This is a genomic window from Thermococcus sp. EP1, assembly GCF_001317345.1.
Lineage (GTDB): Archaea > Methanobacteriota_B > Thermococci > Thermococcales > Thermococcaceae > Thermococcus_A.
In genome coordinates, this window is record NZ_JXCG01000007.1 from 90,537 (window position 1) to 112,401 (window position 21,865).

At 39.7% G+C, this 21,865-nt stretch carries 31 protein-coding genes; 15 read left to right on the plus strand and 16 right to left on the minus strand.

All coding sequences use genetic code 11. From position 1 onward, the window contains the following. The first annotated feature begins 133 nt into the window (after nt 1-133). A complete protein-coding gene (locus tag EP1X_RS07100) occupies nt 134-478 on the plus strand; it encodes a hypothetical protein (protein WP_055283083.1) in 345 nt (114 codons plus the stop codon). A gap of 144 nt (nt 479-622) precedes the next feature. Continuing rightward, the gene (gene cas4 / locus EP1X_RS07105; RefSeq protein ID WP_055283086.1) at nt 623-1,237 is read left to right on the plus strand and encodes a CRISPR-associated protein Cas4; all 615 of its coding nucleotides are present in this window, start codon (nt 623-625) and stop codon (nt 1,235-1,237) included. Here the strand turns inward: cas4 and EP1X_RS07110 are convergent. From EP1X_RS07110 to EP1X_RS07120, 3 genes are read right to left on the minus strand one after another with little or no spacing between them, the layout of a single operon-like run. After that, nucleotides 1,234-2,106 carry an MBL fold metallo-hydrolase gene (locus EP1X_RS07110; RefSeq protein ID WP_055283088.1) on the minus strand — a complete coding sequence of 291 codons (873 nt, stop codon included), beginning with the start codon at nt 2,104-2,106 and terminating at the stop codon, nt 1,234-1,236. The genes cas4 and EP1X_RS07110 overlap by 4 nt on opposite strands. 30 nt (nt 2,107-2,136) lie before the next feature. Continuing rightward, on the minus strand, nt 2,137-2,676 hold the full coding sequence (locus EP1X_RS07115; protein WP_055283090.1) for an HD family hydrolase: 540 nt from the start codon (nt 2,674-2,676) through the stop codon (nt 2,137-2,139). Between the two features lie 2 nt (nt 2,677-2,678). Then, a complete protein-coding gene (locus EP1X_RS07120) occupies nt 2,679-2,993 on the minus strand; it encodes a hypothetical protein (RefSeq protein WP_055283092.1) in 315 nt (104 codons plus the stop codon). A gap of 53 nt (nt 2,994-3,046) precedes the next feature. On the opposite strand from EP1X_RS07120, the gene EP1X_RS07125 reads away from it, so the two are divergent. Continuing rightward, a complete protein-coding gene (locus tag EP1X_RS07125) occupies nt 3,047-3,610 on the plus strand; it encodes an Era-like GTP-binding protein (protein ID WP_055283094.1) in 564 nt (187 codons plus the stop codon). Here EP1X_RS07125 and EP1X_RS07130 read toward each other — a convergent pair. From EP1X_RS07130 to EP1X_RS07150, 5 genes are all read right to left on the minus strand, one after another. After that, on the minus strand, nt 3,558-3,839 hold the full coding sequence (locus tag EP1X_RS07130) for a hypothetical protein (protein WP_055283096.1): 282 nt from the start codon (nt 3,837-3,839) through the stop codon (nt 3,558-3,560). The two genes, EP1X_RS07125 and EP1X_RS07130, sit on opposite strands and share 53 nt — an antisense overlap. Further along, on the minus strand, nt 3,839-4,420 hold the full coding sequence (locus tag EP1X_RS07135; RefSeq protein WP_055283098.1) for a hypothetical protein: 582 nt from the start codon (nt 4,418-4,420) through the stop codon (nt 3,839-3,841). Before EP1X_RS07135 ends, EP1X_RS07130 begins: the two co-directional genes overlap by 1 nt. A gap of 17 nt (nt 4,421-4,437) precedes the next feature. Beyond that, nucleotides 4,438-4,884 (minus strand): BlaI/MecI/CopY family transcriptional regulator, encoded by a 447-nt coding sequence (locus EP1X_RS07140; RefSeq protein WP_055283100.1) that lies wholly within the window; start codon nt 4,882-4,884, stop codon nt 4,438-4,440. A 533-nt stretch (nt 4,885-5,417) separates the two neighbouring features. Beyond that, nucleotides 5,418-5,819 (minus strand): secondary thiamine-phosphate synthase enzyme YjbQ, encoded by a 402-nt coding sequence (locus EP1X_RS07145; RefSeq protein ID WP_055283102.1) that lies wholly within the window; start codon nt 5,817-5,819, stop codon nt 5,418-5,420. Continuing rightward, the gene (locus tag EP1X_RS07150) at nt 5,820-6,611 is read right to left on the minus strand and encodes a class I SAM-dependent methyltransferase (RefSeq protein WP_055283103.1); all 792 of its coding nucleotides are present in this window, start codon (nt 6,609-6,611) and stop codon (nt 5,820-5,822) included. An 84-nt stretch (nt 6,612-6,695) separates the two neighbouring features. Between EP1X_RS07150 and EP1X_RS07155 the strand changes: the two genes are divergently transcribed. From EP1X_RS07155 to EP1X_RS07165, 3 genes are all read left to right on the plus strand, one after another. Beyond that, complete coding sequence (locus EP1X_RS07155) at nt 6,696-7,787, plus strand: TRM11 family methyltransferase (RefSeq protein ID WP_055283154.1); 1,092 nt, start codon at nt 6,696-6,698, stop codon at nt 7,785-7,787. Between the two features lie 165 nt (nt 7,788-7,952). Then, nucleotides 7,953-9,122, plus strand: a complete 1,170-nt coding sequence (gene thrC, locus EP1X_RS07160) for a threonine synthase (protein ID WP_055283105.1) — start codon at nt 7,953-7,955, stop codon at nt 9,120-9,122. A gap of 22 nt (nt 9,123-9,144) precedes the next feature. Then, a complete protein-coding gene (locus EP1X_RS07165) occupies nt 9,145-9,576 on the plus strand; it encodes a hypothetical protein (RefSeq protein ID WP_055283106.1) in 432 nt (143 codons plus the stop codon). Here the strand turns inward: EP1X_RS07165 and EP1X_RS07170 are convergent. Continuing rightward, a complete protein-coding gene (locus EP1X_RS07170; protein ID WP_055283156.1) occupies nt 9,548-9,937 on the minus strand; it encodes an NfeD family protein in 390 nt (129 codons plus the stop codon). The two genes, EP1X_RS07165 and EP1X_RS07170, sit on opposite strands and share 29 nt — an antisense overlap. 5 nt (nt 9,938-9,942) lie before the next feature. Continuing rightward, nucleotides 9,943-10,683, minus strand: coding sequence for a heparan-alpha-glucosaminide N-acetyltransferase (locus EP1X_RS07175; RefSeq protein ID WP_055283157.1), 741 nt, complete (start codon nt 10,681-10,683; stop codon nt 9,943-9,945). Nucleotides 10,684-10,726: 43 nt separating this feature from the next. On the opposite strand from EP1X_RS07175, the gene EP1X_RS07180 reads away from it, so the two are divergent. The 7 genes from EP1X_RS07180 to EP1X_RS07210 all read left to right on the plus strand — a co-directional run bounded on the left by EP1X_RS07180 (nt 10,727) and on the right by EP1X_RS07210 (nt 16,084). Continuing rightward, nucleotides 10,727-11,284 (plus strand): hypothetical protein, encoded by a 558-nt coding sequence (locus EP1X_RS07180; RefSeq protein ID WP_055283108.1) that lies wholly within the window; start codon nt 10,727-10,729, stop codon nt 11,282-11,284. After that, nucleotides 11,281-12,078: a radical SAM protein gene (locus EP1X_RS07185; protein ID WP_055283110.1), complete on the plus strand. Its 798-nt coding sequence runs from the start codon at nt 11,281-11,283 to the stop codon at nt 12,076-12,078. Before EP1X_RS07180 ends, EP1X_RS07185 begins: the two co-directional genes overlap by 4 nt. After that, the gene (locus tag EP1X_RS07190; protein ID WP_055283112.1) at nt 12,079-12,867 is read left to right on the plus strand and encodes a hypothetical protein; all 789 of its coding nucleotides are present in this window, start codon (nt 12,079-12,081) and stop codon (nt 12,865-12,867) included. A gap of 123 nt (nt 12,868-12,990) precedes the next feature. After that, nucleotides 12,991-13,998: a thiamine pyrophosphate-dependent dehydrogenase E1 component subunit alpha gene (locus EP1X_RS07195; RefSeq protein WP_055283114.1), complete on the plus strand. Its 1,008-nt coding sequence runs from the start codon at nt 12,991-12,993 to the stop codon at nt 13,996-13,998. Between the two features lies 1 nt (nt 13,999). Further along, nucleotides 14,000-14,998, plus strand: a complete 999-nt coding sequence (locus tag EP1X_RS07200; protein ID WP_055283115.1) for an alpha-ketoacid dehydrogenase subunit beta — start codon at nt 14,000-14,002, stop codon at nt 14,996-14,998. A 21-nt stretch (nt 14,999-15,019) separates the two neighbouring features. Then, nucleotides 15,020-15,253, plus strand: a complete 234-nt coding sequence (locus EP1X_RS07205) for a lipoyl domain-containing protein (RefSeq protein WP_055283121.1) — start codon at nt 15,020-15,022, stop codon at nt 15,251-15,253. A gap of 42 nt (nt 15,254-15,295) precedes the next feature. Further along, entirely contained in the window at nt 15,296-16,084 is a 789-nt protein-coding gene (locus tag EP1X_RS07210) for a biotin/lipoate A/B protein ligase family protein (protein ID WP_055283126.1), read from the plus strand. Here EP1X_RS07210 and EP1X_RS07215 read toward each other — a convergent pair. From EP1X_RS07215 to EP1X_RS07230, 4 genes are read right to left on the minus strand one after another with little or no spacing between them, the layout of a single operon-like run. Continuing rightward, the gene (locus EP1X_RS07215; protein WP_055283128.1) at nt 16,081-17,061 is read right to left on the minus strand and encodes an NAD(+)/NADH kinase; all 981 of its coding nucleotides are present in this window, start codon (nt 17,059-17,061) and stop codon (nt 16,081-16,083) included. The two genes, EP1X_RS07210 and EP1X_RS07215, sit on opposite strands and share 4 nt — an antisense overlap. Then, entirely contained in the window at nt 17,061-17,432 is a 372-nt protein-coding gene (locus EP1X_RS07220) for a Lin0512 family protein (RefSeq protein ID WP_172672608.1), read from the minus strand. Before EP1X_RS07220 ends, EP1X_RS07215 begins: the two co-directional genes overlap by 1 nt. Beyond that, nucleotides 17,425-18,243 carry a dihydrolipoamide acetyltransferase family protein gene (locus EP1X_RS07225; RefSeq protein WP_055283130.1) on the minus strand — a complete coding sequence of 273 codons (819 nt, stop codon included), beginning with the start codon at nt 18,241-18,243 and terminating at the stop codon, nt 17,425-17,427. The genes EP1X_RS07220 and EP1X_RS07225 overlap by 8 nt, the downstream gene beginning before the upstream one ends. Nucleotide 18,244: 1 nt before the next feature. After that, nucleotides 18,245-18,493, minus strand: a complete 249-nt coding sequence (locus tag EP1X_RS07230; protein ID WP_055283132.1) for a biotin/lipoyl-containing protein — start codon at nt 18,491-18,493, stop codon at nt 18,245-18,247. 174 nt (nt 18,494-18,667) lie between these two features. Between EP1X_RS07230 and EP1X_RS07235 the strand changes: the two genes are divergently transcribed. Beyond that, on the plus strand, nt 18,668-19,666 hold the full coding sequence (locus EP1X_RS07235; protein WP_055283135.1) for a thiamine pyrophosphate-dependent dehydrogenase E1 component subunit alpha: 999 nt from the start codon (nt 18,668-18,670) through the stop codon (nt 19,664-19,666). Next, a complete protein-coding gene (locus EP1X_RS07240; protein ID WP_055283137.1) occupies nt 19,654-20,637 on the plus strand; it encodes an alpha-ketoacid dehydrogenase subunit beta in 984 nt (327 codons plus the stop codon). Before EP1X_RS07235 ends, EP1X_RS07240 begins: the two co-directional genes overlap by 13 nt. 25 nt (nt 20,638-20,662) lie before the next feature. Here the strand turns inward: EP1X_RS07240 and EP1X_RS07245 are convergent, their stop codons facing one another. Both EP1X_RS07245 and EP1X_RS07250 read right to left on the minus strand, forming a co-directional pair. Beyond that, the gene (locus tag EP1X_RS07245; protein WP_055283139.1) at nt 20,663-21,085 is read right to left on the minus strand and encodes a PPC domain-containing DNA-binding protein; all 423 of its coding nucleotides are present in this window, start codon (nt 21,083-21,085) and stop codon (nt 20,663-20,665) included. A 50-nt stretch (nt 21,086-21,135) separates the two neighbouring features. Continuing rightward, nucleotides 21,136-21,865 (minus strand): PEP-utilizing enzyme (locus EP1X_RS07250; protein ID WP_253276556.1); only part of this gene is annotated, 730 nt, incomplete at its 5' end.

Consider the following 21,865-nt stretch of genomic DNA (forward strand, 5'->3'; position numbering starts at 1 on the left):
TTTGTTTTCTGGTAGAGAAGAAAAACAAAACTTGGATATAAATTGGTCATTTCGGCAAAAAACGATAGAAAAAGCTTAAAAAGAAGGGTTCCTCATAATCATTTGAGAACCTCACCGGAGGTAGAGTTTAACAATGGATGATGAATCTTCGAGTAGTTTTTGGTTGAGCAAGATTTTAAAATCGAAGAGAAAAGAAAGCGTCATTGAGCAAAGGATAACAGAGGACGCATATAGAGATTTGAGGGCTCTTTTAATGAGGGCTAAACCAGAGATAGTTGGGAATAGAGTTATTCTGAAGTTACCAAACGGTACAGTCGAATTAACAAAGGATAAACTTAGAGTAATTTCGGACAGTAGAGAACATGCAGAAAAGATTCTTAGAAACCTTCACCACTACTCAATGCCGCCTGGTCTCTGGCCTGCCTATGGACTGAGCTACTCAATAAAGAAGGGCTCTCTGTTAAAAAGTAGAAGTTAATTTTTCTTTTTACCTCAAATATTTTAAACCTCTAAGTCTTATTTTGATTAGCGGATGATGGGCCTTGCCCAGTCTGAGTTAATGATGACGTCGGTATTAGCTGACGCGTTTAACAAGGCCCTTTAAAATTTAGGGGGAGCTTGAATGAGTGAACTGCTAGAATTTTATGCTAGCGAAGCGATGACATGCCCTAGAAGAATATATTTCCGTCTTAAAGGATATAAAGAAAAATGGCCCGAGTTTGTCAGGGTCAGACTTGAACAGGGAGTTAATACTCACAATGTTCTTGGGGAAGTCCTTAAGCGGAGGTTTGGCTTTGAACTTGAAAAGCACATTGTCTTGAAGTCTCCTAGGCTTGGACTTGAAATCCATGGAAGGATAGATGCTTATAGGAATTTTCCCATTGAGATAAAGGGGAAAACTTCTCTTCCTCGAATCCCATATGAGTATCACTTGGCCCAGTTGAATGTCTACTTAAGATGGGCCGAGAGTGAATATGGGTATCTTTATTATGTTAAACTCCATGAAGAGCCCAAAAAAATTTTAGGAGGGATTGATTTTTCGAGATTTCCAATAGTTAAGGGAAGAAACTTCAAAGCCTTTGAAGTCCCATATGACGAAAAGCTCTTCAAAGAGACAGTAAAGCAATTCTATAAAATAAAAATGTATTATGAAAGGGACATTCCACCAGAAGGCTGGAGAGACTATACGTGCAAGTTCTGTCCTTATTACTATCTTTGCTCTACCAATGGAGATTAGGATTTGGTTTTCCACTTAAGATCCTTTTCTACTACAGGTTCTATGAGATCTCTGTTGTAGAGACTTGCTATCATTGCCCTTATAGGGACTTGGTTTAGGGCCAATATTTGTGGAGTTATCTTGGCTTCAAACTCTTTTGCAAGGGCATAACTAAGCTCACTTACACTTTTTGGCTCTTTTAAGAGTTCAAGGATTCTTTCTTCTCCCTCTTCAACTCGTTTGAGATTCAGCTCAAGAAGGTTTGTGGCATTTTCTCCCTTTACAGCTTTTCCATGTGAGGGAATCAGGAGGAGGCCTTCTTCAGCGTACTCCATAAGTCTTTTTATGGACTCTTTGAAGAGATCTGACTCCACTAGGTAGGGTAATCCAACAGACTGGATTACTTTCTCTCCAAAGAAACTATCTCCAGCATAGAGAACCGCGTTTTCCTCATCAAAGAAACCGGTCATTCCTGGAGAATGTCCAGGAAGTTCGATTGTTCTGAGTCCAAAGAGTTCATCTCCCCATTCAAAAACACCATAAACTTTCACCTCTTGAGGAAACTGATACACTAAAAAACCCTTGGGTGCTTTTGACCCAAAAGTTAGTAGTTCTCTATTAAGAGGACTCTCGGCGATTGAGAATTCATACCTATGAATGAAGAGGGGCTTTTTGAGTTTTGGGGCAATTGCTAGATGATCTGCGTGTCCATGGGTGGCGAGCATATATTCGATCTCTACACCAAGTTTTCTGAGTTCTCTTCTAAGTTCCTTATGCCTCTTACTCCCGTGGCCTGGGTCAGTTATTACAGTTCTTTCACCGATTTTTATTAGTGTGGAGGGACTCCCGGGATAAAGATATAAATTTTCCCCAAGCTTTTCAAGTGCCACAATACTCACCAAGAAAAATAGCTTTTGAGATTAATAACCTTTCAGTTTTTTGAGTTCTTCAATTAGTTCTCCAAAATATTTGTGGAATTCACTCTGTTCTAAATATTCTAAGGCATTCCAGAATTCATCTAATCCTTTAATTCCGGCCTTTTCATATTCCCAAGCCTGGAGAATCATTTCTAATTTATCAGCAAACTTTACAAGCCTTCCTTCAAGGCTTTTTTCTTCTTCATACTCTCGAAAGAGTTCGAAATATTCTACTTTCTCGGCCCCAAGAATGTCTACCATTGCTTTTCTTTCAGCTTTTTTCTTATCCACATAATGTTGGGCCTCTAGAGGTAGGTCTGTTATTTTCGCTTCCGCAAGATCATGAAGAAGAGCTATCTTAAGAGCTCTTTCTGCGTTAATCGAAACTCCTCTTTTCTTAAGTTCATCTGCTAAGAATAGTGTTATAAGAGCAACACGAAAGCAATGTTCTGCAACACTTTCTGGGTGTGGAACTCCTCTAAGCAACCACCCCATTCTCGGGAGTTTTTTCAATTTTCCTGCCTCGATGAACGTATCCAGCATTATTACTCCTCCGTTATATACAGGGCTTTTTCTGTTTCGATAGCCCTTGCGATTATTCCATCACCGATGAATCGTCCATAAATCTTAACCAGCTCTCCTTTTCCTATATTTGGTGTTCCAGAAAACTCTATCTTAAGACCACCTATGTGAAAAGTAGTTCGATAACTTGGAAGCTCCATTGGGAGAAACTCTATAGTTGCTTTATCCTCTATAATGCCTTCTATCATGATATTCTTCCCGCGAAATTTGCCATCTTTCAATTCATCGATGCTGAGGATATAATAATAGTTATGACCGAACTTAACTCGTTTGGGCATTTTTCCATCACCCTTATAATATAGTCATCGTGAGGATAATTTGGTGGTGAGATATGATAAAGGTTGCGATTATTGGTGCTGAGAATGTTGGGAAGTCTACTCTTATGAATGCCCTTCTCGGTAGAAAAATTTCTGAGACTATGCCAGTCCCTGGAACAACTAAGGCGGCCATTAGAAGGGCTTTTGGAAAAGTTAAGATACCAAAAAGCATGAAAAATCCATTTGGTGGAGTAGATGAATTGGTTTTAATAGATACAGCTGGACTATATGACCCCCAGCATGAATTGAGAGGAAAAGTCTTGAGTGAAGAGAAATTCAAAGAACTTTTGAGCGAGATTATTTCAGCTGATGTAGTTATACATATGATAGACGCTCAATATGGCTTGCATAGAGGGATGGAAAAGCTTCATCACCTCTTAAAGTTTAGATATGAAAAACCAATTATTGTGGTAGTAAACAAAATAGACTTGGTGCCAAGGGAACAAGTAGAAGAACTTGGGGAACTCATCAAGAAAAGACTTGAACAAAAACCGATAATGCTTTCTTTGGTCACATATGAGGGATTTAACGAGCTTTTGGAGGCTTTGGCATATTATGCTCAATATGCCAGGAAGTAGTAGTCTTTGCAATTTTTAGAAGGTCTTTAATGTTTAATAACTCGTCCATAACTGCATAGTCTTTTACAAGTTCTTCTGCAAGCTCTTTGGGAATTCCATTTTTAATTAAGCTTTTTCTGAATTTTCTTTTGCCTTTATTAATTGCTCTTTTCATTCCTGCAAACTGCCACAGCATTTTAGGTAGAAGCAACATTAACCTTAGAGAGGATAAAAAGAGCGAAAGAACCATCAGAGTTCCTCCTCAAACTCCTCCTCAACTTCTATATCTCTTCTTTTTTTCTTTCCAAGGTTTTGGAGCTCTTTGAGCCCTTCGAGTTTACCCATTTTTTCTTTCATGAATGCCCCTACTAGGGTCTTAATAACATTCATACTCTCCATGTATTCTTTTGTAAGTTCAAAGGCCTTATCTGGATCCATTCCCGCACCCACAAGTTCTTTGTAAAAGTTGGCCACATTCTTTCCAAACTTTTCTGCCTTCTCTGGATCATATACATCGTTTAGAAGTCCTTTTATGGGACCAAAAATTGAGTCCATTATTTTTGGTAAATGCTCTGAGACTGTACTGAGAACTTCTTCTAGTTCTTCTGCGTCTTCTTTTCCCTTTTTACCTTTCATTTCGCGTAGCATCTCATCCAGAACTTCGATTTTTCTTTCAATAAGTTCTATATCTTCTTCACTTTTTGCTTCTTTAAGTTCTCGTGTGAGTTCTCTGATGGTTTGTTCAATAAATTTCTTTGCTCCTATCTCACTTTCCATGGCTTCTTCAATTTTTTTCTTTATTTCTTCTCCAAATTTTTCATCAAATTCCATATCAATCACCTCAATAATTATTTTGTTTGGTCAAACTTAATGGGGATTCCGATCAAATCAAACCACTTATTGAGCACTTCTTTCTTAAGGGCATAAGTGTTTCCTCTCTCTCCTTTAGCTTCTTCGACAATGTTGAGCTCAATCAAGTGGTGGAGTTTCTCTCTAACAGTATTTCTTGATGCTTTCCCTCTTCTTTTCTTTAATTCTTGGGCTATCTGGCTTATATTGGCACTTTTTAGATCAAAAAGAATCTTCACAATTTCTCTTGCAATGGGGTCATGTCGTAGTTGGGGGACGACTACATCTATTCCTAGTCCTCCGTATTGAGCGTATATGTTTATTAGGCGGAGATAGTTCTCAGCCAGACTAGAAACTAGTTCAAAACTCTTCATAAGTTCATTAAGGGCCTTCCTTAGGGTTTTGACCTCTTCTGATAGCTTCTCCACATCTTGGTCTTCTGGCATCTTCATCCCACTACTATCTATTATTGCTCAAACCATATAGGGTTTCTGATTAGAAATGATCAGTAATCAGAGGAACATAATTTATTAGAGTGATATTATCTTATATTCAGTTCGATTTTTGACATAATAAAACTTTCGTTCGTTATTTTGGATTAGGCATGATGAATTGGGGGATTTCCGGCTAGTTGGCAGATAATTGAGGCGTCGTCCCAAAATATCCTCTCTGGATCTCTTTGAGATAAATAAAAAATGAGGTCATGCCAGAGCCTTTTCTCTGGCTTAATTTTTTATGAGCGCTAAAGCATTCTTCTTTGGAAGTTCATTGCCTCGTATTTTGCATGTTCTCTCTGAAGTTCGGGTCTTCTCTCCTGCTCCCAAAACTTTCTCAAACTCTCGAAACTAACCATCTCACATCACCAATTAGTAATGGGGTGCTCAAATTACAAGGAAATAGTGGTCAAAAATGGTCATTTTTAATAATTAAGGAGCTATAATTCAAGCCAAGAAAATTATAAAAACAAAAACTAGTAGGCTTAGCATTCACATATCTTCACAAAAATTCTCCTTCTCCTTGGACCGTCCAGCTCGGTAAAAATTATGCTCTGCCATGTTCCTAGCAAAAGTCTTCCGTCCTTTATGGGGATTGCAATGCTCGGGTTTAAGATTATGCTCCTCAGGTGAGAATGGGCGTTATTGTCTATTCTGTCGTGGTGATAGCCTTGTCCCTTTGGAACTAGCTTTTCAAAAAACTCTTTAATGTCAGTAACTAAGCCACTTTCGTTTTCGTTAATGAAGAGTGCCGTGGTCGTATGTCTAGTAAAAATAACTGCAATTCCGTCCTTAACATTTGCTTCCTTTATTTTTTCATTTATCAGAGAGGTTATATCAATAAGTTCAAACTCTTTCCTTGTTGGAATTTCTATCTCAAAGAGCATTTAACCTTCCTCCAGCTCCTTCGCTATTTTCTTTCTGGGGTTTTTTAGGTATATTATGTTAGAGACTCCTGTTACACCATGTTCCATTTTGGAAATAAGTCGGTGTTCTCTAAAGAAGATGCTCCCAAGTGCAAGTTGAGAGGCAATGTCCCAGAGTCTATGTTCTTGTTCTGTTACTTTTTCAAAGCCGGGAAGCTTGTAGTAAGTTCTTTTGAAAACACCTCTAATTGGATCGTAACCTTCGTGAACTGATATAAGAGCGTATTCCTCTGTTTTGGTTTCAACGAGCATATCTTTGTATCCAACTTGATAGAATATTCCATAAACTCTGTCAGCTTCCTCAAGAAGAAAGACTCCATCCTCACTTAGGGTTAAGGCGACATTTATGAACAATTTTACGGCATCAAAGGCATCAAAATGTGGCATTGTCAGGCCCCAGAGAAGAGCTATATCATGCTCACCGACGAGTTTTGAGACTTCTCTTGCATCTCCAACGATGACTTCAGGTTTTAAGTCTAAATCAGCTATCTCAACCCATTTTTCGACTTTTTTGAGATCCTCTCTTCTCGCATCAAGAACAGTCAGGGCTTTTGCATTCGTTGCTTTTGCCATGGCAACTCCCGCTATTCCTGTGCCGGCACAGATGTCTAAGACTCTTGGATTTGTGGGGAGTAAATTCTTCTCTTTTAAGACTTCAAAAGCTTTAACTATTCTCCAAAACCTCATTACTGCTCTTTCATCATCTGGATCCATTCTCCACCGAAGATATCGGTAAAGCTCTTCAAGACTCATGGGGCATCCCACATTTTATTAGTGAAGAGTAATTTAAGCATTCCTCTTCCAAAGATTTTTAAATGCGCCGATAAAGTTCCCATCATGTATGCAATCATTTATGGAAAGAACCCAAAGCTCAGTGAAGCCGAATTTTGGGCATTTACAAAGAGATTTGGATTAAAGATTAAAATCATTGAAAGTTCTAGACATTGGATGGTTTTTGATAGTGGTAAAAGCGTAGAACGACTTTTTCATAGACTTGGCGGCTCTTTAAAGCTTGTGAAGATTATTGGAGAGGAGGAAGAAGCGATACGGGATCTGGAATATGCCAAGCATTTTACCGTGAGCATTTACGGAAAAGATGATTGGAAGCTTTGGAGAAAACTTGGGAGTGAGATAAAGAAACATTTTAAATCTCAAGGTTCTTCCAAGTTCTTTAAACCTGCTAAGGTCTATGCAATGCCATCGGAACTTGTTTTAAAAGGTTTTCCAGAAGTTAAGGACTTTGTCTTTATCTTTGGGGGAAATCTCTATGTGGGAGAGACAATTGCTGTAGCAGATCCCTTTGAGCTTAAAAAGCTCGATGTTGAAAGGCCTGTGCAGAGGGCGATTCTTTCAATACCCCCACGTTTGGCTAGAATAATGGTAAATCTAACCGAAATCAGGCAAGGTAACTTTCTTGATCCATTCTGTGGTATAGGGACAATAGTGCAGGAGTTCTTGCTTCAAGGTCTTAATGCTTATGGGAGTGATTCCAATCCCAAAGCAATCCATGGGGCCAAAGAGAACTTAAAATGGTTGAAAAAGGAATTTAGAACTAAGAGGAGTGCGCATCTCGAAGTTTGTGATGCAAGAAAGCTCAAGCATTGCTTTAGAGTCAAATTTGATGCAATAGTTACCGAGCCTTATATGGGCAAACCCTTAAAGTATCACCCCACTAAGGGAGAAGCAATAAAACTTGCAAATGAGCTTGACAGGTTTTACTATAGTGTCTTTGATAGTTTTGGTGATGTTCTAAAGAGACATGGAAGGGTTGTTTTTGTATTTCCAGCTTATAAGCTCAATGATGGCAGGATTTATAGAAAAGAAAGAAAATGGCTTGGAAAGCTTGGTTTTGAGGTTATGGCAAGATACACAGACTTTGAAGAAAGGCATCGAGTAGTTAGGGATATTCATGTGCTGAAGTACAGGTAGACAAATTTCTATTCTTATGTAGCTGAGAGCACATAAAAGTGCATGCTCGTACGTTTGTTAGCGCTCAATCTTTATAATCCCTTAGAAAAGCCTCTCTTTAAGGCAGAATGCAGACATCTAAGACTAGTATGTAAAGTTCATCTGGTAAAATATGAGGTGGTTAAAATGTTTGAAACTATGTTAAAATGCACAAAATGTGGTAGAGAATATTCCCTGGCAAGTGGTGTCTATAAATGTAGAGAGTGTGGAGCTCCACTTGATGTTCAATACGATTACGAAGGAATAAGGGAGCTTATAGAGGATAATGATGCATGGTTTAGGGAGGCTCCGAGATTATGGAAATATTGGATGTTTTATCCAGTTTCAAATCTAAGAAAGATTGTGAGCTTAAATGAAGGCGGTACAAGGCTTTATAGGGTAAAAAACCTTGAGAAAAAACTTGGTTTTGGAAGACTTTACATAAAGAATGAAGGAGAGAATCCAACTGGTGCCTTTAAGGACAGGGGTTCAAGTGTTGAAATAACAAAGGCTTTGGAATTTCACGCAAGAAAAGTTGTGGTTGCTTCCACAGGCAACATGGCTGCTAGTATCTCTGCTTATGGTTCTAAAGCAGGAGTTGAGGTGACAATAGTAGTTCCAGAAGGAACTCCAGTAGGTAAATTAGTTCAAGCTGTGGTTTATGGGGCAAAAATAAAGATACATGGAACTACCTATGACGAGGCCCTTGCAGAGAGTGAAAGGATGGCAAAGGAAGAAGAGTATTACTTAACGGGCAATTATCATTATAGGGTCGAGGGTCAAAAGAGTACGGCATTTGAAATCTTTGATCAACTTCGCTTTGATCCTCCTGATTGGATCGTTGTTCCTATTGGGGCGGGAACTCATTTAAGGGCTATCTGGAAGGCTGCAAAGGAGTTCTACAAAGTGGGTCTTATTGAAAGGTTGCCAAAGATTGCGGGAGTCCAAGTGGAAGGTTATGATGCCATAGTAAAGGCCTGGAAAGAGAAAATGCCTATTAAGCCAAGAAAGGAGAAGAAGCCTACAGTAGCATCAGCAATAGCCGTTAAAGCACCTGTAGATGGAGAAAATGTTCTAAGGGCTATAGAGGAGAGTAAAGGACACCTAGGTATCGTAACAAATGAAGAAGCTATGAATGCTGGTTTATTGCTTGGAAAGGAAGGTCTTTTTGTTGAACCATCCTCTTCAACTGCCCTTGCCCTTGCAAGGCAGATGAGGGAAGAAGGAATAATCGATAAAGACGAAAGAGTAGTTGTGGTAGCTACGGGACATGGTCTTAAGGATACTAAGACATGGGAAAGTTTTATTAAATTTTAACCCTTTTTCTTTTTGATGCCCTATGCTCTATGAAGAAAGACGATTTAGCAAGCTCATGCTCTTTTTAGCTGTTCCTGGATTCGTCGGTCTTTTTGGTGGACTCTGGGGTACTTATACTGCGGGAGAGGGCTTTGAGATAATGGTCGTGATTTCTACGATTGTTATTTTAATCCTTATTGATCTTCTTATGTTTAAAATTGAGATAGACGAGCGGGAAATAAGACTTCGTGGCACTTTAGGGATTATAATTAGAAAAACAATAAAAATTGAGGATATCGAGAGCTTTGAGGTTAAAGAAGGCTGGATAGGGTGTTGGGCTCCAATAAGGTTCAACTTTCCCGCAGAGGGATGTATCACCATCCACAAAAGGGGTCTTGATGTAGCCTTCACCACTCGTAACCCAGAAGAGATTGCAATGATTTTAACTACTCTTGGTGTTCCACGAGAAGCTTAGTGCCCTTCACTTTGACTATTCTCACACTCTCGTTTTTCTTTGCCATTCCATTTATGCACTCTGCCATCCATAGCTCATTTCCTACTTTTACTATACCCTTGGGGTTTAGCTCTTCTATAACCACAGCCTCTTTGCCAACTAGGGCTTCAGGGCCGACCTCAATTCTCTTCTCAAAAATCTCCCATAGAAACTTGACAGCGATAACATCTTTGAAAATGAGAAACCCTATTACAGCCAGTGCTGGTTTTAAGGGTACCTTAATCCCGGCTCTAGGGAGAATTAGAAATAGGAAGATTCCTACAACTATCTCATCTGCGAGTATACTGAGTATTTTCAAAGTGTTTTTAACGTAGGTTTTCACAACTTTCACACCCCTAAGTTTGGTAGCCCTCCGTAAACTAGGAATAGCAATCCCACGAACACTGGCTGGTGAAGAATGTAAATCTTTAGGGTGTTCCTCCCGATGAAGCATATGAAATCTATAAGGGGGTTATTTGGGGTTTTTATTTCTATTTTCCTGTATCCTTTTGGATAAAACAAAGCCCCTATTCCAGTACCAAGTAAAAAGACACCAAACCAGGGAAAAATTGGGAAGTAATCTAGGGTAAAAAAGTTTTGAGGCATTATTCCTAGAGGGAGCAATAAGAGCGTTGTTGTGGTCATGCTCTGGGTGATTTCTTTTCCCAGTATAAATATCGGTGCTATGAGAAGGTTTTTCCACCCTAAGCGGTAGAATGGAATTACTAGCAAGCTCGCAACTCCGAGGAAGTGAAGGATACCAAAGTATATCGTTCCTCTCTCTAAAAGAATGTATGTGGTGAGGGTTATTAAGATCCCAAGTCCAAAGAGCTTCCCGAATCTCAGTAAATACTTTTTATAGTTTTTTCGTCCCCTTGCATAGCTTATCCATAAAGAGAGACCAGAAATTGACACAAATAGAAATGCGGTTGCGTATGCGAAGAATTTCCAGAAAAGTTTGTGGTCCGAATAGCCAAGAAAGAACTGGAGGTCAGTTATGAAATTTGAGATAAGCATCATGACTAATGCTATTCCTCTTGCAAAGTCAACCTCCCAAAATCGTTTTGAGTAGATTTCACTACCAAACATCAAAGGATATAAACCCGAAGGCTTATTTAAGTTTGGGGTTGTCATGGAGAGAAAAGAACTGAGGCTCGTGTTTTTCACTTTGGCAATTTTAATGATGACACAGCCTGGGGCTATAGCTTTTGCCAACTTTGATGCTCCGTATGGGTTTTATAAAGATTTAACCACATGGATTTTATCATATCTTGGTGGGACAATTCTTCTGTTTGTGTATGGAGTGATGACAAGAGGAGAAATTAGTGGAAAGTTTCTTGGGTTTTATGGAATGCATATTCTGGTAACTCTTCTCCTTACATACTCTATAATTATCAGAGAGGTTAACCCCTCGCTTTCAGTCTTAACTCTTCCAGTCTTAATTTTCCTCAGTCTCTTTCTAAGTATAATGTTGTTTGTGCCTTCAGTTTTTTCACCTCCTTACTACTCTTATGATCTCCCTCTTATTCTTGCTCAAATAGGCCTTTGGATATGGGCGTTCTGGATGTTGCTTAAACTCAGAAAATTTGAGGAAGAAGAGAAGTTTTTGACAATTTATAGGGTCTTTCTTGGACTAATACTTTTTTCAATATTCTTTGGAGTTCTCAAATTGATAGAGGTGTTCAGATGAAAGTTATCAAAACAAGGGCAAAGAACATCTATACCAAAAGTAGAATTCCTGGAGTAGAGTATGCTATAAATCAATACGTTGGCTGTCAATTTGCTTGTAAATACTGTTATGCCAAGTTCATCTGCAAATGGAAATCTTATGGGGAGTGGGGCACGTGGGTGGAGGCAAAGATTAACGCACCAGAGCTTGCAAGAAAGAGAGTTTATGGAGAAGTTATGATGTCAAGCATAAGTGATCCTTATCAACCGATAGAAAAAGAGCTAAAGCTTACACGAAGGACTCTTGAGGCGATGAATAAGAGGAATAAGCTCAGCATCCTTACAAAATCCCCCCTTGTTATGAGGGATATCGATCTCTTCAAGCTTTTTAATGAAATTGAAGTTGGGTTAACAGTAAATAGCTTTGAAGGAAAGGAAAAGCATCTAATAGAACCACTTACACCTTCACAGAAGCTTAGAATTGATGCTCTTAAGAAGCTTAAAGATGAAGGAATCAAGAATTATGCCTTTGTGAGTCCAATAATCCCTGAACTTACTGATATAGAGGCCATAGTTAAAGAGACAAGAGGTTTTGTGGATTATTACTTCTTTGAAGTCCTTAATCTTGGCGCAGCTGGAAGAGAATTCAGAGAGATGTTAAAAAACGCTTTCCCTGAAAGTTACAGAGTCATGGTTAATGACGAAAAATTCTGGAAATTTGTGAAAGAGCTTATGGAAATTATAAAGGGGTTAAACATAAAAACAGAGGGTATCGAAATCCACAAGAGAGGATGGGAATTCATAGAGGTGAAATAAGTGGAAATAGCTCGAGTAAACGGCCTTCCATTTGAAATTCCAAATGTAAGATATTCTTTTTTCGACACTCCATATGTCCCTCATAAACTGGGTACTGCCGTAGATGTTTATTTTGAGGAAAAAGCTCTTTTTCCCTTTGAGGAAGGCAAATTAATTGAGATAAGGAGGATAAAAACTCCGAGGCACATTCCTGTTGGTGAGGATTATCTCTTGATATTCGAAGTGGAAGATTTTTGTCTGAAGGTTCTCCATGTGAATCCAAATGTTAAACTTGGTGAAAAGGTTTTTCTTGGTGATGAGATTGGAGAGTTAAGATTCTCCGGTTTCTTTTCACCTTGGAGTGATAAACATGTACATTTTGAATTTAGGCCGTGTCAAGACAGATATAGGGCTAGGGGAGGGATTGTATTCTTTCCTATCATAAGAAAATTGGTTCCAATGGCCAAAGGCAATGAATTTGAGGTTATTGAAAAGAAAGAACATTATGTCTGGCTGAAGCCACTTAGGAGAGGAAGAAAGAAAATGACTCCCTTTGGAAATATTGAAGGAGGAATGCCTCATTATCATTATGGAGCTATATTTGGGGATTTAGAAGGAGATCTTTTAGGAAAGAAAGTGAGAGCTAATATCCTTCTCGAAAATAACGTGGGAATTTTTACCACTGATTTTAGAGTATTTGCCAATGGAAGAGAGATTAAAGGCGTAGGTGTTTATTGCAATGAGGATAGACTTAAATTAATTGGTGGAGACTTAGAGGTTGGAGATCTTATAACGTTAGAGATTATTTAGAAGATTTATCTGATATTTGTAAACTTTTTTGCACCGTAAATTATATATTTACAAAATGAATTCTATATAAATGATTTGTTTATTTCTTTTTTTGTTTTGTTAATGTATACAGAGGTGTGTGGGATGGCGAAATTAGAGGAGATTCCTAAAGAAACCTTGCTGGAGATATACAAAAGAATGCACAAGATTAGAACTTACGAGGAAACACTTGCAGAGTGGTATTATAAAGAGAAGAGCCCCCGATTTGACATTTCTGCAGGCCCAATACCAGGAGAACTCCATCTTTCTTCAGGCCAAGAGTCTGCTGCTGTGGGAGTTTGCATGCACCTAAAGCCAGAGGATGCACTTATAGGGACCCATAGGGCCCACCACTTTGCGATAGCTAAAGGAGTAGACCTAAAGAAGATGACCGCTGAGATTTTTGGAAAAGCCACTGGTCTATCAGGTGGTAAAGGAGGGCACATGCATCTCTTTGATGCAGAATACAACTTTAGTTGTAGTGGAATTGTCGGAGCAAGTTTTCCACAAGCAGTTGGTGTTGGAATAGCCGCAAAGCTGAAAGGCGAGGATTATGTTGCGGTTGCAGTAGGTGGAGATGGTGCAGCGAATCAGGGGACTTTTCATGAAGCCCTTAACCTAGCGGCAATCTGGAAACTTCCTGTGATCTTTGTAATAGAGGACAACAGCTGGGCAATATCAGTTCCAAAAGAAAAGTCTACAGCAGTTTCAAAGAACAGTGAAAGAGCAGCTGCGTATGGAATTCCAGGGGTTAGTGTAGATGGAATGGATGTTATAGCTGTGTATGAGGTGGCTAAAGAGGCCGTTGAAAGAGCCAGAAGAGGAGAAGGGCCAAGTCTAATTGAGATAAAAGTTTATAGGTTGAGAGGCCACTTTGAAGGAGATCCTCAACACTATAGGCCCAAAGAAGATCTAGAGCTGGCTAAGCAAAAAGATCCCCTTCTGAACTTTGAAAAGATGCTCTTGGAGAAGGGTATTGCCACAGAGGAGGAACTCAACAAGATCAAAGAAGAGAATATTAAGGAAGTTCAAGAGGCTATTGATTTTGCTGTAAACAGCCCATATCCAGAACCAGAAGAAGCTTTAAAGGGCGTTTTTGCGGGGGGTGAGTGAAATGGCAAGAAAACTTCCCATGTATAAGGCCATATCTGAGGCTATAGCTCAAGAAATGGAGAGAGATGAAAACGTATTTGTTATGGGCGAGGATATTGGAGCATATGGGGGCATCTTTGGTGCAACAAGTGGTCTTCTTGAGAAGTTTGGACCTGAAAGAGTTAGAGATACACCAATAAGTGAATCTGCCTTTATAGGAGCAGCCTTAGGAGCTGCATCTAAGGGAATGAGACCAATAGTTGAGTTGATGTTCGTTGACTTCTTTGGAGTTGCCATGGATCAGATTTACAACCATATAGCCAAAGCCCACTACATGTCTGGCGGACAAGTGAAAATGCCAGTAGTAATAATGACCGCAATGGGTGGCGGGTATAGTGATGCTGCACAGCATTCACAATGCCTTTACGGACTTTTTGCTCACGTCCCAGGCTTAAAAATAGTAATTCCCTCAAACTCTTACGATGCAAAGGGACTAATGATTTCTGCAATTAGGGATGACAATCCTGTAATGTATTTCTTCCACAAAGGACTAATGGGCCTTGGATGGATGCCTTCTCCAGCTGAGGCAGCAGTTGAAGTTCCAGAAGAGCCTTATACTGTGCCTATTGGGGAAGCAAAGATAGTTAGAGAAGGAGACGACGTTACCATTGTGGCAGTTGCAAAGATGGTTTATGAGGCATTATGGGCTGCAGAAGAGCTTAAAAAAGATGGTATAAGTGCTGAGGTGATTGATCTTAGGACTTTGGTTCCCTTGGACAAGAAGACCATTTTGGATTCAGTAAAGAAGACCGGGCGCTTAGTTGTAGTGGATGAGGACTACAGAAGCTATGGAATGAGTGGGGAAGTTATTACAACAGTTGTTGAAAATGGGATATCTTTAGAGGCTCCTCCCGTGAGGATAGCTTACCCAGACGTTCCAGTTCCCTACAGCAGAGTTTTGGAGAGATACGTTCTTCCAGACAAGGAGAAGATAATTAATGCTGTGAAGGCCATAATCTGATTTGGCATTGGAGGAGAGACAATGGAAGTAGAGGTGAAAGTTCCACAGATTAGCCAGGAGGATAAAAAGGGTGTGATAAATCAGTGGTACAAGCATGATGGAGATCTGGTTGAGGAAGGAGAAGAGATAGCGGAGATTATGATAGAGAAGATAATCGAGACGATAAAGGCTCCAGCTAGTGGAAGGCTTAAGATATTGGTTCATGAGAACGAAGAAATTTCTCAAGGCCAGGTAATAGCCCTCATAGAGGTTTAGTTTTTTCAAAACTTTTAATTATTTTTCTTTCCAAAAATGATTATGCCGTTGAGAGTCTTGATTACTGAATTTTCAAATCCATACTTGAATTTAGCATTTGAAGAAGCCCTTGCAAGGGTTAGGGGGAAAGATATTATTAATGACACCTTGAGGATATGGACTAACGGGAGTTCAATTGTTCTGGGCCGTTTTAGAAAAGTTGATGAGGATGTTAATTGGCAAAATGTTGAGAGATTTGGAATTCCAATAATACGTCGATTTACGGGTGGGGGAACGGTTTACCATGATAGTGGTTGTTTAAATTACTCTCTGGTAATTAGGAGGGATGTAACTTATCCATTGGATTACCTTTATGGAGTTCTTTTAAGGGGAACTCTGTTCGCATTGAAAAAGCTTGGCTTGAGGAGTTATTTAAAGAACACTAACGATGTCGTTGTAAATGAAAGAAAAGTTTCCGGGACTGCTGCAAGTATAAGATGGGGGGTTCTTTTTCTACATGGTTCTGTGTTAGTAAATTCTGATTTGTTGAGACTTTATTCTTTCCTTAAGATCCCAAAATGGCACACTTTTGATCCAGTTAAATATAGGGTTGCCAATCTCTCCACTTTTGTGAAGGGAATTAAAATGGAAGATGTTGTAAATGCATTAATATGGGGTTATTCCAGGGCGTTACTGGAAAATCCTACCTTTGATGATCCCTTAAAGGAAGAATTAAAGATAGCTAAGGTCCTTTATGAAGAAAAGTATTCAAAGAAGGAATGGAACTTGACATATCCTCCCCAGCTGAATGAACGGGTAATTAACGAAAAAATAGAAAAAATGTGGCATTAGTCGCTAAAGAAGCCTCTCTCTGCTGCTATCTTCAGGGTCTTTTTGTAATCTATAACCCGAGGACCGTTTCTCGTTATTTTTGCTGTTATTTTTCCTTTTATCTCGGTCTCCCTTTCTCCATCAAGGGCTAAAAGAGATGGAGATGTTTTTAGTTCGATTTCTTCGTTTAATTCCAGAGTTCGTACTTCTTTGACTCTTATGCTTCTAAATACACCTGGGGCTATAGGGGCTTTTAATGATCGCCCTTCACCAAGCTCTACATATATCCCTAAATCATCTCTTTCTGTTATCTCTCTTAACATTCCCGGGATTGAACTTAGTCCAATGTTGTAGGGTGAGGAAACACTTGCCACAACTTCCTTTAGATATTCCGGCTTCCAAACAGCTTTGGAGCCTTTAAAAGAGTGCAACGTTGCGACAGCATCGATTAATGCTATATCCCTAAGTTCCCCATTCTCGTAGAGCTCAATTCTTTTTGTTTTGTATGTACCCTCCTCGGCTTTAACTATACCGGTTGCTATGGCTGAAACCGCCGCTCCAGCTATTGTGGCCTCTATCATGTATGGAAATACATTATTTGTTCCTGTGGATATAGGCATTAAAGGAGTCTCTCCAGAGGCCTTTGCTACCACCCTATTGGTCCCATCTCCTCCAATTACAATTATGGCATCTACTTTATCTCTCATGAGTTCTGTGGCTTTTAATGTGTCTCTCCAGTCTCCAAAAACCTTCATCGGAAGCATTTCCACTTCCAAAGATACTTGCTCCCCTACAGCATGCAATGCAGCTGGTACTATTCCAAAGGTTTCGGGCATTGCTAAAACTTTCTCAACACCCAATTCTTGCATTATGAGCAGAAGCCTTTTCACTATATTGACTTTTTCCATATTGTCGAATACACTTGCATGGGCTATCAAACGCCTTATATCCCTACCGGATTCAGGGTTTGCTATAATTCCAACTGTAATTTTTCTCATCAGGTTCCTCTCCTTATGTAAATCGTTATAAATGCTACCGCGATTAGGATTTCATCTGTTTTGTCTCCAAATTCTTTTAAAGCTATACCGGGTCCTTTTAGACCTCCTTCGATAATATTCACATCCTTCTTGCATTCTAAGGGGATTGCAGCTTTCACTTTCTCTATCGCCACACGTTCAGGGTAAGGAACACCGATGATGCTTTCTATTCTTATGTTCTTGGGATTGAAATCGAAAAGTTCCACAAGTCCAACAGCACAGACCCTGCTTATTGCATCCTTTACTGCTTTTATCGCAGCTTTTGTGGGGTCTTGTCCATGTTGATCTATCCCCATTCCCATTTCAATAACATATCTTTTCCATTCACCCAATCTCAAACACCTTCTCTGGATTTTCCATGTAGTACTTGACTCTTCCCAAAAACTTTGCCGCTGGTGCTCCATCTATGGCCCGGTGGTCAAAGGTTAGGGAAAGCATCATTGTATTTGCTATTTTGATCTCTCCGCTCTTAACTACCGGTTTTTGGGCTATTCTGTTAAGGCCCAGAATCGCAATCTGGGGTGGGTTGATGATCGGGGTAAAGGAATCAACTCCAAGCATTCCGAGATTTGTAATAGTAAATGTTCCTCCGACAAAATCTTTTTCCTTAAGTGCGCCTTTCCTTGCTCTTTCAACAATGTCTGCATAATCCTGTAGGAGCTCCTCAAGTGATTTTTTATCGACGTCTCTGATCACTGGAGTTATTAAACCTATTGGGCTATCTACGGCCACGTTTATGTTTATGTTCTCGTAAATTACTATTTTTCCTTCTTCCATTGTTGCATTAATCTCTATAAAGTCCCTAAGGGCTTTTGCAATGCATTTGAGCATTAAAACAGTATAGGAGGGCTTTGTGTTGAGTTTTTCAGTAAGCTTTTTTCTCATCTCGATGAGATTGTCCATCTCGGTTTCCATATTTAGGGTCACGTGAACAGCCTCTCTGTAGCTTTTTGAGAGTCTCTCTGCTATGACTTTTCTTATTCCAAACACTCTTTTTTCTTCTTTTACTTTTGGAAAGAAGTGCTCTTTTATGTATTTCTCAAGATCTTCAAGTGTAACCTCTCCGTTGGGTCCTGAGCCTTGTATCTTTGAGAGATCTATATCATATTGCTCAGCGATCATTCTAACTTCTTCCCTCACCACTTCAACTCCCCTCGGTTTCTATTATTGCTATAACTTCACCTACAGAAACTTCATCACCGATATCATGAAGGATCTGCACCAAAACCCCAGAAGCTGGAGCTTTCACTTCTCCGGTTAACTTCTCAGACTCCACTATAGCGATTATTTCCTCTTTCTCTACTTTTTCTCCAACCTTCTTTTTCCACTCTATGATAGTCCCTTTTTTCATGGTCATACCTAATTTTGGCATAATGACATTTACACTTGACATAGATATCACCATATCGCTATTTTAACTTGATCTTAATAAACTTTTGGAATAAAAATAGAAAAGTATATATACTTCCTCTTTAAGAAAGTCACAATGTTTAGTTGTGTTGTGGTTCAATAACCTCCTTACAAAATAAGCTCTTCTTCAAATCTATAATGATTAGAGGGGAGGGAGATGGCTGAGATCCCAAAAGAAAAACTGTTGTGGATATATGAAGCAATGGTTAAGATAAGGGAACATGAAGAGCGGGTTGCAGAACTTTTCGCTCAAGGCAAGATACCAGGGTTCGTTCACTTATACATTGGAGAAGAGGCAGTAGCAACGGGAGTAATGGCTCACCTAAGAAAGGACGATTTTATAACGAGTACTCACAGAGGGCATGGACATTTTATTGCAAAAGGGGGCAACATTAAGGCCTCAATGGCGGAGTTATTTGGAAAAGCTACTGGGATATGCAAAGGAAAAGGAGGATCAATGCACATAGCTGATTTGGATGTCGGCGAGCTAGGAGCAAATGGTATAGTCGGCGGTGGAATTCCTCATGCGGTAGGCGCAGCATTAGGGATAAAGCTAAATGGTTTAGACAGTGTCGCTGTGGCGTTCTTTGGAGATGGAGCATCTAACCAGCAAAACTTCCACGAGGCAATAAACCTTGCTGCGATTTGGAAACTTCCGGTTGTATTTGTATGTGAAAACAACCTCTATCAAATTTCTCTTCCCTACTCAAAGCAGCAAGTGATAAAAAGTGTTGCTGAAAGGGCAGCAGCCTATGGAATTCCTGGAGTTAGTGTAGATGGCCAAGACGTTTTTGCAGTTTATGAGGTTGCTAAAGAAGCAATAGAGAGAGCTAGGAGGGGAGAGGGACCAACTCTAATAGAGGCAAAAACCTACAGGTTCAGGGGACACTTTGAGGGAGATCCTGAAATATATAGATCAAGAGACGAGGTAAAGTGGTGGAGAGAGAACAAAGATCCCATAGTGATTTTCGAGAGAACCGTTCTGGAGAAAGGCCTCTTAAGCAAAGAAGAACTTGAGGGGATCAAAGAGAAAGTTAAGAATGAAATTGAAGAGTCCATAAGGTTTGCTGAGGAAAGCCCATGGCCCAAACCGGAAGAAGTTCTTGAAGATGTATTCTCAACCCCAACAAAGGGGGTGTTGGTATGGCAGTGGTAAGGGAAATCACCTTTGCAGAAGCCCTTAATGAAGCGCTAGACTATGAAATGTCCAAGGATCCAAAGGTTGTTGTGATGGGTGAAGACGTGGGAAGATATGGAGGTATCTTTGGTGTTACAAAGGGACTCATTGATAAGTATGGGGAGGAAAGAGTTAAAGATACACCCATAGCAGAAAGCGGATTTATAGGAACAGGAGTAGGAGCCGCTGCGGCAGGTTTGTTAAGGCCTGTTGTGGAGCTAATGTTCATAGACTTTCTTGGGGTAGCATATGATCAGATTTACAACCAAGCGGCTAAAATGAAGTACATGTTTGGAGGAAAGGCCAAGATTCCAATAGTGATTAGAACAGTCTCTGGAGCAGGAGCAAGCGCTGCAGCACAACACTCTCAATCGTTGCATGCGCTCTTCATCCATGTCCCAGGATTAAAGGTGGTTATGCCCTCCACTCCATATGATGCCAAGGGGTTGCTAATATCTTCAATTGAAGATGATGATCCAGTGATTTTCATCGAGCATAAGATGCTCTATGGAATTAAAGGGCCGGTTCCAGAGGAAGCCTATTCAATTCCTCTTGGTGAGGCTGATGTTAAGAAAGAGGGAAAAGACGTCACAGTTGTAGCAACAGCTTTAATGGTTCACAGAGCCCTAGAAGTTGCGAACAAACTTGAAGAGGAGGGAATAAGCGTTGAGGTCATCGATCCAAGAACTCTTGTACCGTTAGATGCCGAAACTATTCTCAATTCCATAAAGAAAACTGGAAAGCTTGTTGTAGTGGATGAGGCCTATCCAAGGTGCAGCTTTGCTACGGATATAGCAGCCTTAGCCGTTAGTAAAGCTTTTGAGAGCTTAAAAGCTCCAGTTAAGCTTGTTACAGCTCCAGCTACACCAGTTCCCTTCAGCCCAGCTCTAGAAAAAGAGTGGATGCCAAGTACGGAGAAAATTGAAAAGGCAATTCGGGAGATTCTTTGACTTTTAATTTTATTCTATAGACATTTTAAACCTCGTATATCTCTGTTTCCATCCTTTTTGCTTTTTCTACATAAACTCTCTTGAAGCGTACCTTATTGTATGAAATAATTGCTATTATTGCATAGGGATCGCATTTTCCACCAAGCAAGTGTCCTCCATAGACATTATTGTTTTTATCTGCAATGCTTACATGGAGATGGGCTCTTGGAGCAGTTTCTTGGAGATATCCTGTTATCGAGACTATTTCATAGATTCCTTCAAATTTTTTCCGCATATATCCAGTACCAGTGTAATACCCTATTTCTAAATCTTTTAGCATTCCAATACCTGAGATAATCATCCCGGCTTTGATGTTTTCGTTTTCTGCAACTTTTGTTAATCCATTTAGAAGATCTTCGTCTCTTTCTAGTTTTACTATCAAGTACTCATTATCTCTCTTAATGTACATTATAGAAGCCCCCTAAAGCATAAATAAAAATAATTAAAAATTCAAAAAACTCATTCTTCTTCTAAAACAGTTACTATACCATTTATTCCATCCAAGCGCACTTTCATACCATCTTTGAGCATCCTGGTAGCTATTCTTGTACTCACTACACAGGGGATACCAAATTCTCTTGAAACTATTGCTGGGTGAGAGGACAGTCCTCCACTGTTTGTTATTACTCCCTTTATTTTTGGATATACTGAAATCCATGCTGGGCTTGTTATGTCACAAACAAGAATGTCTCCATCTTCAACTTTGTCGAATTCATGTGGTCCCTCTACTACTTTAACGACTCCTTCTATTACCTTTGGTGCTCCTGCTGCGAGACCTTTTAAGATTTTGGCCTTACCAGTCTTTGCAAGTTCATATGTTTCTTTTTCTTGTTGTAGTTTTTCAAGGCTCCATCCCCATAGTCCCTGCTTGTATGGCTCTTCTTTGATGGACCATTCTGTAATTGTACCTACATAAGGAGCTGGGATAATTTCTTTAGCTTTTTCTCTTTCTTCTTTCCTCTGCTTGACTAAAGCTTTGGCATCAATTTCTGAGGGATCTGCAAATAGTGTTCTTATCTCATCATACTTCAGGTAAAGTATGTCGTAGGGCTCTTCTAACAGGCCTTCTTTTACAAACTTCTTTCCTAACTCTCTAAGTACGTATTTTGCAGCTGCGTTTGTTTGTTGGTCAATGTAGAAGTGGTGGTTTGGTGTTAGTGGTGCCATTCTAATAGCCCTCTCCATTTTC